This window comes from Enterococcus sp. FSL R5-0957 (genome assembly GCF_038008005.1).
Classification (GTDB): domain Bacteria; phylum Bacillota; class Bacilli; order Lactobacillales; family Enterococcaceae; genus Enterococcus_B; species Enterococcus_B faecium.
In genome coordinates this window covers 1944334-1957302 of sequence record NZ_JBBOYG010000001.1, presented here as the reverse complement: position 1 = coordinate 1957302, position 12969 = coordinate 1944334, and the positions used below count along the sequence as shown (strand labels likewise).

Sequence of the window (12969 nt, the reverse complement as noted above, 5' to 3'; positions counted from 1 at the left end):
TTTTCTGTCTAGTTAATTGTAGCCTATCCACAGAAGCGGATATGGCTATGATGTCCCTTTCCTTATTGATGTATTCAATAATATCCTTAATACTAAAGAAGAAAAACGAATCGCATTAGTAGGATATGGAAATCTTGGCAAAGCATTGAAACACAACAATTTTAGAAGAAATGAAAATCTAAATATCGTGTGCGTCTTTGATAATGATCCAGCACTAATCAATCGAGTAATTGATGGAGAAATGATCTATCCGATTGATCGTTTCTCGGAGATAGCCAAAGCAAAAAATGTGACAGTAGCAATCTCTACGGTACCAAGTAAATATTCACAATCTGCTATTGATGAAATTGTTAAAGGAAATGTAACCGCTATACTTAATTTTGCGCCTGACAGAGTAACTGTCCCAGCTTATGTCAATGTTCAATACATTGATTTGACAACCGAGTTGCAGACGCTTATTTACTTTGATGAGAATTACTCAGAAGTTTTTTCTTAGGAAAATTTGAGTAGGCTTATTGATCTTGCGAGAACTCGTCGTAATTCTTTCAAAAATTTTTTAGTACTAAATGAAGTGGTTTTTTCACGACCACTTGTTGACTAAAAAAAAAAACCATTGTAGAATGAAGCATAACGCTGAACAAGAGGAGTAACTGGCACATTCATTCTTAGAGAGAGAACTATCTGCTGAAAGGTTCTCAATGACAACCAGTGAAGGTAGCTTGGGAGTTTCTGTCTTGAATGGAGTAGAGATAGACGAGTCGTGATCGTTAACTCACTTGAGAGGCAATAATGATTGATTATTGCAATTTAGGTGGTACCGCGTAAATCATACGTCCTAGAATACGAAAGTATTTTAGGACGTTTTTTAGTTTAAAGGAGGAAAACAGCATGACGGAAGAAAATAACCTATCAACAAAATATAATCCGCAAGAAGTTGAAGCTGGACGTTATCAGCATTGGTTAGAACAAGATTTGTTTAAACCGAGCGGAGATAAAAAAGCAAAACCTTATTCAATCGTAATCCCGCCCCCAAATGTTACTGGAAAACTTCATTTAGGGCATGCTTGGGATACGACCTTGCAAGATATGCTGATTCGTCAAAAGAGAATGCAAGGATATGATACTTTATGGCTGCCTGGTATGGACCATGCAGGAATCGCGACACAAGCAAAAGTAGAAGCGAAGCTTAGAGAGCAAGGGATTTCTCGTTATGATCTAGGTCGTGAAAAGTTCATCGATCAAGTGTGGGAATGGAAAGAAGAGTATGCGAGCCACATCCGCGAACAGTGGGCTAAAATGGGCTTATCTTTAGATTACAGTAGGGAACGTTTTACATTAGATGATGGATTATCTGAAGCAGTACGTAAAGTTTTTGTTACCTTATACGAAAAAGGTTTGATTTATCGTGGTGAATATATCATCAACTGGGATCCTCAAGCACGAACAGCTCTATCTGATATCGAAGTTATTCATAAAGATATCGAAGGCGCCTTTTATCATATGAGCTATGAACTAGCAGATGGATCAGGCGTAGTAGAAATTGCGACAACCCGTCCAGAAACGATGTTGGGAGATACGGCGATTGCTGTTCATCCAGAAGACGAGCGTTATCAAGCGCTCATCGGCAAAAAAGTGATTCTACCTTTAGTCAATAAAGAAATCCCAATCATTGCAGATGAATATGTAGATATGGAATTCGGGACAGGTGTAGTAAAAATCACTCCAGCACATGATCCAAACGACTTTGAGGTAGGTAATCGTCATGATCTTCCACGCGTAAATGTTATGGATGATGATGGTACGATGAATGAACTAGCAGGAAAATATGCTGGAATGGATCGTTTTGCTGCTCGTAAAGCAATCGTGCAAGATCTGAAAGAAATCGGTCGATTGATTAAAATCGATACGATGATCCACAGTGTGGGTCATTCCGAGCGGACAGGTGTCGTTGTTGAACCTCGGCTGTCTACTCAATGGTTTGTAAAAATGGCGCCGTTAGCGAAAAAAGCCATTGATAACCAAGAAACAGATCAAGCAGTGGAATTCTTCCCTCCAAGATTCAATCAAACGTTTTTACGTTGGATGGAAAATGTCCATGATTGGGTAATCTCACGACAATTATGGTGGGGACATCAAATTCCTGCATGGTATCACAAAGAAACAGGTGAAATGTATGTAGGGATGGAAGCACCAGCGGATAGTGAAAACTGGGTACAAGATCCTGATGTTTTAGACACTTGGTTTAGTTCAGCTTTGTGGCCTTTCTCAACAATGGGCTGGCCAGATACGGAAAGCGAAGATTATAAGCGATACTTCCCTACTAGCACTTTAGTAACCGGTTATGACATCATTTTCTTCTGGGTAAGCAGAATGATTTTCCAAAGCTTGGAATTTACTGGCGAACGTCCATTTGAGAATGTCTTGATTCATGGATTGATTCGTGACGAACAAGGGCGGAAGATGAGTAAATCATTAGGTAATGGAATCGATCCGATGGAAGTAATCGAAAAGTATGGAGCAGATGCTCTCCGCTGGTTCTTATCGAATGGTTCTGCACCAGGACAAGATGTCCGCTTCAGCTATGAAAAAATGGATGCTTCTTGGAACTTTATCAACAAAATCTGGAATGCTTCACGTTTCGTTATCATGAATATCGAAGGAATGACCGTAGAAGAGATCGATTTATCTGGAGAAAAATCAGTGGCTGACCGGTGGATCCTTACTCGTTTGAATGAAACGATCGAACGAGTAACTGAGCTATTTGATCGTTTTGAATTTGGTGAAGCAGGTCGACAACTGTATAACTTTATCTGGGATGATTTTTGTGACTGGTACATCGAAATGAGTAAAGAAGTACTTTATGGAGATGATGCTGTTTCAAAACAAACCACCCGTAGCATCTTAGTCCATACACTTGATCAGATCCTACGTTTATTGCATCCAATCATGCCATTCGTTACAGAAGAAATATGGGAACATATTCCTCATCAGGGAAATTCTCTAGTAGTGGCAGAATATCCTGTTGTACGTCCAGAGTTTGATGATGAAACAGCTTCTAAAGGGATGGAAGTATTGAAAGAATTGATTCGAGCCGTTCGAAATATTCGTTCAGAAGTGAATACACCATTGTCTAAACCAATTACGTTGCTAATTAAAACAAACGATGCTAAAATCGATCAATTTTTAGTTGAAAATACAAGCTATATCGAACGCTTCTGTAATCCCGAAGAGTTGACGATATCAAGTGAGATCACTGCGCCAGATCTAGCGATGTCAGCTGTTCTGACAGGTGCAGAAATCTTCTTGCCGTTAGCAGGATTGATCAATATTGAAGAAGAAATCAAACGATTAGAAAAAGAACTGGAAAAGTGGACAAGCGAAGTAAAACGTGTCCAAGGAAAACTTTCTAATGAACGTTTTGTTTCTAACGCGCCGGAAGAAGTAGTAGAGGCAGAGCGTGCAAAAGAAAAAGATTATTTAGAGAAGCAAACGGCTGTCAAAGAACGAATCGAAAGTTTGCGTACTATTCAATAAGAATAGAAAAAGAGAGTGTGAAATCAGCTAGCTATTACTAAAAGCTAGCTGATTGAACATCGTTACAGGAAAGAGTTTGAGCCTCACTCTTAGCTTCGATTCATAAGGAGATGTGACATAAATTTTGTCACATCTCTTTTTTAGTCTACTCTTATTATGTAGGAGAAGGAGGGAGGTGGATCATGTATCAAGAGTCAATAAAGTAGTTGATAAAATCGTTCCTCTCTCTGTTTCTTTTCTCTTTGTCATACTTTTATTTTTCTTATGTGTTCTATTTGTTATAATAAAAGAGAAATGGGGGAATTGTTGATGACGATTGAAGAAGCAATAGAATGGATCCATAGTCGATTACCATTTGGTTCACGTCCTGGCCTTGACCGAGTCGAAGCTTTATTAGAAGTGGTAGGGCATCCAGAGAGAAAAGTAAAAACGATCCATATCGCTGGAACAAACGGAAAAGGTTCTACTGTAGCTTATTTGAGAAGCCTATTAGAAGAGGCTGGGCTGACAGTAGGTACATTTACTTCACCTTATATCGAAACGTTCAATGAACGGATCGCAATCAATGGCAAAAGCATCCCAGACAATGATTTGATCCAGCTTGTAAAAAAATATCAGCCACTGATCAAACAACTTGATCAATTTGAAGCAGTAGCTGGTATTACTGAATTCGAGACATTAACAGCAATGGCATTTGATTATTTTTTGATGAAGAAAGTGGACGTAGCGATTATCGAAGTTGGCTTAGGCGGCTTATTGGATTCTACCAATGTAGCTGTACCAATGCTGACGGGAATAACAACGATTGGACTTGATCATACCGAAATACTTGGAGATACAATTGAAGAAATCGCTGCACAAAAAGCTGGAATCATCAAACAAGGCGTTCCAGTAGTAACAGGAAATATTGCCCCAGAAGCTTTTACTGTCATCCAACAAACAGCTAAAGCAAAAAATGCACCGCTTTATGTATACGGGGAAAATTATAAAATAAACTATCTGCATCCTGATGAGATGTGGGGAGAAGTATTTGAATTTTTTAATGAAATAGGAAAGATCCCTCAATTAACCACTCCGCTTTTAGGGCAACATCAAGCTGAAAATGCAGGAGTAGCCATCGAATTGTATTTTGTTTACTGTCAATTGGAAAAGCTGCCTTTCCGAGAAAAAGATGTTTTGAAGGGATTGAAGAAATCTCGATGGCCAGGAAGAATGGAGCGTTTGAGTAACGAGCCATTAGTTGTTTTAGATGGTGCCCATAATACGCATGCAATGAACCGGCTTGTTGAGAATTTGAAAAAAGAATTCAAAGGATATCAAATCAACATTTTGTTTTCCGCCTTACGAACTAAAAATGTTAGAGAAATGCTAGAACGATTGCAGCAAGTACCAAATGTCCATATTTATTTGACGACCTTTGAACATCCAAAAGCCATCGAATTAAGTGAAGTATCAGATTTAGCAAGTGAGAGAGTATCAATCGTTTCATTGTGGCAATTCGGATTAGCAGATATATTGGAAAAGATGACAAATGAAGACGTATTAGTTGTGACCGGTTCACTTTATTTCATTTCAGAAGTTCGCCATTTATTAATACAATTAGGAGGAGATCATGAAGTATAATGCAGTGATTTTTGACATGGATGGTTTGCTGTTCGACACAGAGTTAGTGTATTACGAAGCCATACAAGTAGTAGCAGACAAGATGGGTTTTCCTTATGATAAAGACCTGTATTTAAAATTCTTAGGTGTTTCAGATGAAGAAGTATGGGCGAATTATCATATGATTTTCTCGGAATTTGGCAAAACAAGTGTACAAAGATTCATAGATGATTCATACCAGGAAACGCTTGAACGTTTTTCGCAAGGAGCGGTACAAATGAAGCCCGGTGTGTTGGAACTCCTCTCTTTTTTAGAAGAACATCAGATTCCCAAAGTTGTCGCTTCCAGTAACCAACGAGCAGTCATTGAACTTTTATTGAAGAAGAACAATCTGTTTGAACGATTTGAGACGATTGTTTCTGCAGAAAATGTTCAACGAGCAAAACCAGACCCAGAAATTTTCTTGTTAGCTAATCAGAAGCTAGGTACAGCGAAGAAAGAAACATTGATTTTAGAAGATTCACAAAATGGTATTTTAGCAGCTTCTGCGGCTGAGATCCCGGTAGTCATGGTACCAGATCTGCTTCCACCATCCCAAGAATTGATCAAAAAAACAGCTGGGGTTGTTTCTTCTTTACATGAAATCCCTGCATTGTTAAAATAAAAATCCATCTCTTTTCGTATCTTATTTTAGATAAGATAGAAAGGAGATGTTTTTTTGGGAAAACGATTGATCAAAGAAGTACCTACTAGCTCTTTACCAAGGGAACGTATGGAAATTTATGGCGCTGAAGCTTTATCGGATCAGGAGCTTTTGGCAATCTTACTGCGTACCGGTCAACACCCTTATAGTGTGATGTCGATTGCTGGAAATCTGTTAAAAACGTTTGGAGGACTGGCCTCTTTACGACAGGCTACTTTGCATGAGTTAGAAGAGATTCGAGGGATAGGACGCGTGAAAGCAATCGAAATCAAAGCCTTGATCGAATTAGGTCGACGAATTCAGACGGATCATGAAAGAGCGGCTCCACCGGTTCGTACCAGCTACGAATTGGCCCAGCAATTGATTCTGGAAATGAAAGATCACAAACAAGAACATTTGGTTTGTATTTATTTGGACACGAAGAATCAAGTGATCTTAAAAAAACAGTGTTCATCGGTTCGCTGAATCAGTCAGTCGCTCATCCTAGAGAAATTTTCCATTATGCTGTACGTTATTGTGCAGCAAGGATCGTTTTAGCGCATAATCATCCTTCTGGTAATGTTATTCCATCGCAGCAGGATATGAATTTTAACAAAAGGATACAAAAGTGTGGAGAAATGATGGGGATCACTGTACTGGACCACTTGATCATCGGACGCAAACGATATTTTAGTTTGAGAGAAGAAGGAATGATGGAAGAGAAGTAAGTTGCTTTCTTGCAAAAAAAATGAAGCAAGTGTACAATTATATTGTAATTTTGTTTGGGAATAGAAGTTGAAACATCTGTTGCACCTCTATCGTACACGAGCAATGTTACAATTTAAATTAGTGCTTTTGGCACGAGGAGGATATTATTATGGAAAACGGAACAGTAAAATGGTTCAACGCTGAAAAAGGATTTGGATTTATCTCACGTGAAGATGGAAGCGACGTATTCGTTCACTTCTCAGCTATCCAAGGTGACGGATTCAAAACATTAGAAGAAGGTCAAGCAGTGACTTTCGACGTTGAAGAATCAGACCGCGGCCCACAAGCTGCAAACGTTGTAAAAGCTTAATTTTATCTGTAAATCAAATTGATGGTAGACATCAATTTTTACGAGAGAACAAAGCGAGTAACAAAAATACCTGCCACAAGAGACAATTTCTCTTGTGGCAGGTATTTTTTTGTATGAAAAAGTAAATAAATTTAAGAGGCTATGAAAGAGCCACCTTGTATCAAGGAATAAGAACAAACAAAAATGGCTTCTCATGTTTTTCATTTGTTTTCTCTTATATTCAGGACAAGGTGCTGATTTCATAACCTCTTATTTATTCTTCATCTAGTGTCATTACCATTGGCAAAATCATTGGATGTCTTTCTGTACGTTCGAATAAGAAAGGCTGAAGCGCGCCAGTCATCGCTTCTTTCAATTTATATTCTGAACAGTCAGGTCCATTCAAACATTCTCTTAAAGCGTGGAATAAGATTCGCTGAGCTTCATTGATCATTTCTCCTGATTCTCGCATGTAGACAAATCCACGAGAGAGAATATCTGGACCAGCCAAGATTTCTTTTTTCTTGATATCCACTGTCGCGACAGCTAATACAAGACCTTCTTCTGAAAGCAGGTGACGGTCACGTAAAACGACATTACCAATATCACCGATCCCGCTACCATCGATATACACATCTCCAGCCACAAAATGCCCAGCAGGACGCGCAGAATCGCTAGTTAACGCTAAAACATCGCCATTTTCCATGATGAAGCAGTTTTCTGCAGGAACACCTACATCTTGTGCTAGAGAAGCATGTACTTTCAACATGCGGAATTCTCCGTGGACAGGAATAAAATATTTTGGCTTCATCAAACGAAGCATTAATTTTTGTTCTTCTTGTCCACCGTGACCGGAAGTATGGATGTTATTGATTTTTCCGTGAATCACTTCTGCACCAGCTTCAGACAGCAAATTGATCAAATGATTGACACTTGTTGTATTACCAGGAATAGGTGAACTTGAAAAGATCACTGTATCGTCTGGCTGGATTTGGATTTGACGGTGAGTACCATTCGCGATGCGGCTCAACGCGGCCATCGCTTCTCCTTGAGAACCTGTACATAGGATCATCGTTTCATTGGCAGGCAAGCGATTGATTTCGTGTGCATCTACAAATGTGCCGTCTGGAACTTTGATATATCCTAAACGTTGACCGTTGACGATGGCATTTTCCATGCTTCGTCCGAAAACAGCGATTTTACGACCAGTTGCCACAGCGGCATCTGCTGCTTGCTGCAAACGGAAGATGTTAGAAGCAAAGCTGGCAAAGATGATACGTCCTTCGATTTTTGAAAAGATCTTTAAAATAGAATGCCCAATCGTTTTTTCTGATTTAGTAAATGTTGGAATCTCAGCATTTGTACTATCAGATAAAAGGCACAAGACTCCTTCTTCCCCGATACGAGCCATTTTATGCAAGTTTGCTGGTTCGCCAACAGGAGTGAAATCGAATTTGAAGTCTCCAGTCGCTACGATATTTCCAGAAGGTGTTTTCACCACGATCCCTAATGCATCTGGGATACTATGGGTCGTTCTGAAAAAGCTGACAGAAGTCTTTCTAAAACGGATGATCGTATCTTCATTGATCTCATGGAGCTCTGCATCTCGAAGCAAGCCATGCTCATCTAATTTGTTTGTGATCAACGCTAATGCGAGAGGTCCAGCATAGATAGGAATATTTGCTCGTTTCAGCAAGTAGGGTATTCCGCCGATGTGGTCTTCGTGCCCGTGAGTAATCACCAAGGCTTTTACTTTGTGTAAGTTTTGTATGATGTAGCTGTAGTCGGGAATGACATAGTCAATTCCAAGTAAATCGTCTTCCGGGAATTTGATCCCGGCATCAATCAAAATGATTTCATCTTGGAATTGTACCCCATACGTATTTTTCCCGATTTCACCTAATCCACCAATAGCAAAGACGCCTGTCTCGTTATTTTTGATGGAAAGTTTCATATTAAAACTCCACTAATGAGAAATCAGCATTTTCTTTTTCGTACTCTAGATGACTTCCTTCTAGAAGTTGAACGAATTCAATATTGTATGGGGTATTTTCTTCCACACGTTGGCGAGCGTCTACATCGCTTTTTGCCTCAATGTAAAGAGATTTTGTTTCTTCCCGTTTAGGGTTGCGTACTTTTGTTTCTTGATAATAAACTTTATAGATCATTGTTTTGTCTCCTTTATCTGCGTAAAGCAGTGATTTAGCTAGTTGATTTTTTTAGACAACACAAAACGAGGGGACAAGCCACCTGGTTTTTCATATGCTTTGACTAGAATACTGGATTCGAGTCAAAGAGACAAGCCTCGTTTTTGCTTATCTGTTCGGATATTTTTTCAACCGTACCTTCTGTATAAAAAATATACAACAATTAATTGTTATTCTAGCATAAAACAGCAAATAAGTATAGAAATCAACTAGATTGAAAGAAAAAATCAATGTTTATCATCCCGCTATAATCATAATGACTTTTTTATGAGAGAAGTGTTCTATTAATAGGCTCGTTGTGCTATCATTTTTAGTAATGAAAATGTAACAAAAGATTAAAAGGAGATGAGAAAGTGAAACTAATGTGGCATTATACCATGCGTTATAAGAAATTCTTGTTTTTCAATTTCATATGCGTATTTGGTTTTATTTTGATTGAATTAGGACTTCCTACGATTTTAGCACGTATGATCGATGTAGGAATCCGCAATGATGATTTTGATTATGTGAAGCAACAAGGGATATTTATGATCGTTATTACTGTAATCGGTATTATTTTGAATATCTTGTTAGGTTATTTTGGTTCGAGGATTACGACTAATATCGTAGCAGATATTCGAGATGATTTGTTCGAAAAGATCCAAAGTTATTCGCATCAGGAATACGAAAATCTAGGCGTATCTTCATTGATCACTCGTACAACAAACGATGCTTATCAGATCATGTTGTTCCTGCAAAATATTTTACGTATCGGTTTTATGGCACCAATGATGTTCATTGTCAGTTTGTACATGGTCATGCGTACAAGTGTGACACTCAGTTTGTATGTAGTAGGTGCATTACCTTTACTATTATTGGCAGTCGTAGCGATTGCTAAGGTATCTGAACCGTTATCTAAAAAGCAACAAAAAAACTTAGATAAAATCAACAGTATCTTGCGGGAAAATCTTTCAGGATTGCGTGTGATTCGTGCATTCGTCAATGAAAAGTTTGAAGAAAAACGTTTTGCTGTAGTCAATGAGAATTATGCTTCTAGTTCAAAAAGCTTATTCCGTTTGATGGCTGTTGCACAACCGGGTTTTTATTTCTTATTTAATATCGTAATGGTATTGATCATCTGGAGCGGGGCAGTGCAAATCGATGCAGGCGAGCTTCGTGTAGGAGATTTGATTGCGTTTATCGAGTATATATTCCATGCCTTGTTCTCATTCATGTTATTTGCCAGTGTGTTCATGATGTATCCAAGAGCAGCTGTTTCAGCTGGACGTATCCAAGAAGCCCTAGATGCCAAACCTTCGATTGTAGAAGATCCAAAGGGTATATCTGATACAAAAACTAAAGGGTATATCGAATTTCAAAATGTAACATTTGCTTATCCAGGCCATTCGCAAGAACCAGTGATTCGAAATGTCAGTTTTACAGCCTCTCCAGGAGAAACCGTTGCTTTTATTGGAAGTACCGGTAGCGGAAAATCTACGTTGATCCAATTGATTCCTCGCTTTTATGATGTGAGTGAAGGAAAGATCTTGATCGATGGAGTAGACGTGAGAGATTATCGGCTAAGCAAGTTGCGAGATAAGATTGGGTTTATTCCGCAAAAAGCGTTGTTATTTACTGGAACGATTGCAGATAATTTGCGATACGGGAAAGAAGATGCTACGCAAGAAGAAATGGAACGTGCAGCTGAGATTGCTCAAGCTTCAGAATTCATTTCTCGAAAACCAGATGGATTTAATGAACATTTATCAGAAGGTGGTTCCAATTTTTCAGGTGGGCAAAAACAACGATTGGCAATAGCCAGAGCCATCATACGCCGTCCGGAAATCTATATTTTTGATGACAGCTTTTCTGCATTAGATTATCAAACGGATGCGAAGTTACGTGCTCGTCTGAAAAAAGAAACGACAGAATCTACTGTATTGATCGTAGCACAACGTGTGGGAACGATCATGCATGCAGATAAGATCATCGTATTAAATGAAGGAGAAGTCGTCGGTATGGGGACGCATCGGGAGTTGTTGGAAAAATGCCCGATTTATTATGATATTGCCGCTTCACAATTATCAAAGGAGGAATTAGCATGAAAAAAACCTTTTCTTCCTTAAAACGTTTAGCTCGATATATCAGACCGTATCGTGGGACTTTTCTTTTAGTGATCCTATTTACAGTTCTGACAGTGGCTTTCAACGTGGCTTTGCCATATGTTACAGGACTTCCTACTACAGAAATCAGCCGTAATATTGCCAATGGCGAATCAATCAATTTTTCTTATATATTCAAATGTCTCATTTGGATCACAGTTGTTGGAATAGGGTATTGTATTTCGCAATTACTTTCTGGCGTTTTGATGACAAATGTCGTTCAAAGTGCCATGCATGATTTGAGAAGAGACATAGAAGAAAAAATCAATCGTCTTCCGGTTTCATATTTCGATAAAAACCAGCAAGGAAATATTTTGTCTCGTGTGACGAATGATGTAGATGCAGTCAGCGGTGCTTTACAACAAGCTTTTATTGGTATCGTAAATGCGATATTGGGAATTACGTTGGCTGCAGCAATGATGTTTTATATCCAGCCGATGATGGCGTTGATCTCTATGATCATGATTCCAACATCGATCTGGATCTCAAAACGAGTGATCAATGCTTCGCAGAAATATTTTCAAAGCATGCAGAATTCTCTTGGTGAGCTAAACGGCTACGTCCAAGAAAATATGACAGGTTTTAGTGTATTGAAAGTATATGGACGCGAAAAAGAAACATTGGAAGGATTCAAAAAAGTTAATCACAGCTTGAAATACTTTGGGTTTCGTGCAGCATTCATTTCTGGCTTGATGATGCCTCTAGTTCAATTAACTGCCTATGCTACTTATATTAGTATGGCTGTTCTAGGAAGCTTTTATGTTATTACTGGGGCGATCGTTGTCGGTCAACTACAAGCATTCATCCAATATATTTGGCAAATCAGTCAGCCAATGGGGAACGTGACACAATTGTCTTCAGTTTTGCAAAGTGCATCAGCAGCAACGAAACGTGTATTCGAGATTTTAGATGAGCCAGAAGAAAAAGAAAACAAAGTAGATGCTTCACTGCCAGAAACGATTTTAGGAGATGTGACATTCGATCATGTCGATTTTGCATATGATCCGAAGAAACCATTAATCCAAGATTTGAATTTTGAAGTGAAAGCTGGTCAAACCGTAGCTGTGGTCGGTCCGACCGGTGCCGGCAAGACGACATTGATCAATCTATTGATGCGTTTTTATGACGTAGACAAAGGAGCAATAAGGATTGATGGAATCGACACCAAATCAATGAGTCGCAGTGATGTGCGTTCACTATTTGGTATGGTCTTGCAAGATGCATGGCTTTATCAAGGAACGATTGCAGATAATATCCGCTTCGGAAAGCTTGATGCGACAGATTATGAAGTAGTTGATGCTGCGAAAACAGCAAACGTAGATCATTTTATCCGAACGATGCCAGATGGATATGATATGGCCATCAATTCTGAGGGAGACAATGTGTCTTTAGGACAAAAACAGTTGCTGACGATTGCCCGAGCAGTGGTCTCCGATCCTAAAATCTTGATTTTAGATGAAGCAACAAGTTCAGTAGACACCCGTTTAGAAGCGTTGATTCAAAAAGCAATGGATCGCGTGATGGAGGGACGGACAAGTTTCGTCATCGCTCACCGTTTATCGACAATCCGTGATGCAGATCTGATTCTAGTGATGGATCAAGGTCAGATCATTGAAAAAGGAACGCATGAGAGTTTATTGGCACAAGGTGGATTTTATGAAAAACTGTATAACAGCCAATTTGCTGAGGAAGCAGAATAAGTCATATAAGAATAAAACAGTTTAAAACTTATTTTTTGTTCTCTAT

At 38.9% G+C, this 12969-nt stretch carries 8 protein-coding genes, 2 pseudogenes and 1 other annotated feature; of the genes and pseudogenes, 8 read left to right on the top strand and 2 right to left on the bottom strand.

Annotated elements, in window-relative coordinates; all coding sequences use genetic code 11:
* Positions 1–31 precede the first annotated feature (31 nt).
* The 6 genes and pseudogenes from MKX69_RS09530 to MKX69_RS09505 form a co-directional block, all read left to right on the top strand.
* A pseudogene (locus MKX69_RS09530) lies at positions 32–496 on the top strand (redox-sensing transcriptional repressor Rex); the annotation flags it as partial.
* Between the two features lie 128 nt (positions 497–624).
* Positions 625–841 (top strand) — a binding site (T-box leader).
* A gap of 47 nt (positions 842–888) precedes the next feature.
* A complete protein-coding gene (locus MKX69_RS09525) occupies positions 889–3534 on the top strand; it encodes a valine--tRNA ligase (RefSeq protein WP_002298863.1) in 2646 nt (881 codons plus the stop codon).
* Positions 3535–3843: 309 nt separating this feature from the next.
* Complete coding sequence (locus tag MKX69_RS09520) at positions 3844–5157, top strand: bifunctional folylpolyglutamate synthase/dihydrofolate synthase (RefSeq protein ID WP_002294071.1); 1314 nt, start codon at positions 3844–3846, stop codon at positions 5155–5157.
* A complete protein-coding gene (locus MKX69_RS09515) occupies positions 5147–5800 on the top strand; it encodes an HAD family hydrolase (RefSeq protein WP_341009968.1) in 654 nt (217 codons plus the stop codon). Before MKX69_RS09520 ends, MKX69_RS09515 begins: the two co-directional genes overlap by 11 nt.
* A 54-nt stretch (positions 5801–5854) precedes the next feature.
* A pseudogene (gene radC, locus MKX69_RS09510) lies at positions 5855–6546 on the top strand (RadC family protein).
* Between the two features lie 149 nt (positions 6547–6695).
* Entirely contained in the window at positions 6696–6896 is a 201-nt protein-coding gene (locus MKX69_RS09505; RefSeq protein WP_002294067.1) for a cold-shock protein, read from the top strand.
* A gap of 253 nt (positions 6897–7149) precedes the next feature.
* Here MKX69_RS09505 and rnjA read toward each other — a convergent pair whose 3' ends face one another.
* Both rnjA and MKX69_RS09495 read right to left on the bottom strand, forming a co-directional pair.
* Complete coding sequence (gene rnjA / locus MKX69_RS09500; RefSeq protein ID WP_341009965.1) at positions 7150–8829, bottom strand: ribonuclease J1; 1680 nt, start codon at positions 8827–8829, stop codon at positions 7150–7152.
* Between the two features lies 1 nt (position 8830).
* The gene (locus MKX69_RS09495; protein WP_002287947.1) at positions 8831–9043 is read right to left on the bottom strand and encodes a DNA-directed RNA polymerase subunit epsilon; all 213 of its coding nucleotides are present in this window, start codon (positions 9041–9043) and stop codon (positions 8831–8833) included.
* Between the two features lie 392 nt (positions 9044–9435).
* On the opposite strand from MKX69_RS09495, the gene efrA reads away from it, so the two are divergent.
* Together efrA and efrB are read left to right on the top strand one after the other, a co-directional pair.
* Positions 9436–11166: a multidrug efflux ABC transporter subunit EfrA gene (efrA, locus tag MKX69_RS09490; RefSeq protein ID WP_002299664.1), complete on the top strand. Its 1731-nt coding sequence runs from the start codon at positions 9436–9438 to the stop codon at positions 11164–11166.
* The gene (efrB, locus tag MKX69_RS09485; RefSeq protein ID WP_341009962.1) at positions 11163–12923 is read left to right on the top strand and encodes a multidrug efflux ABC transporter subunit EfrB; all 1761 of its coding nucleotides are present in this window, start codon (positions 11163–11165) and stop codon (positions 12921–12923) included. Before efrA ends, efrB begins: the two co-directional genes overlap by 4 nt.
* Positions 12924–12969: the final 46 nt, after the last annotated feature.

Coding starts and splice junctions, on each gene's coding strand:
- MKX69_RS09525 (WP_002298863.1), top strand. CDS start 889: ATGACGGAAGAAAATAACCTATCAACAAAATATAATCCGCAAGAAGTT.
- MKX69_RS09520 (WP_002294071.1), top strand. CDS start 3,844: ATGACGATTGAAGAAGCAATAGAATGGATCCATAGTCGATTACCATTT.
- MKX69_RS09515 (WP_341009968.1), top strand. CDS start 5,147: ATGAAGTATAATGCAGTGATTTTTGACATGGATGGTTTGCTGTTCGAC.
- MKX69_RS09505 (WP_002294067.1), top strand. CDS start 6,696: ATGGAAAACGGAACAGTAAAATGGTTCAACGCTGAAAAAGGATTTGGA.
- rnjA (WP_341009965.1), bottom strand. CDS start 8,829: ATGAAACTTTCCATCAAAAATAACGAGACAGGCGTCTTTGCTATTGGT.
- MKX69_RS09495 (WP_002287947.1), bottom strand. CDS start 9,043: ATGATCTATAAAGTTTATTATCAAGAAACAAAAGTACGCAACCCTAAA.
- efrB (WP_341009962.1), top strand. CDS start 11,163: ATGAAAAAAACCTTTTCTTCCTTAAAACGTTTAGCTCGATATATCAGA.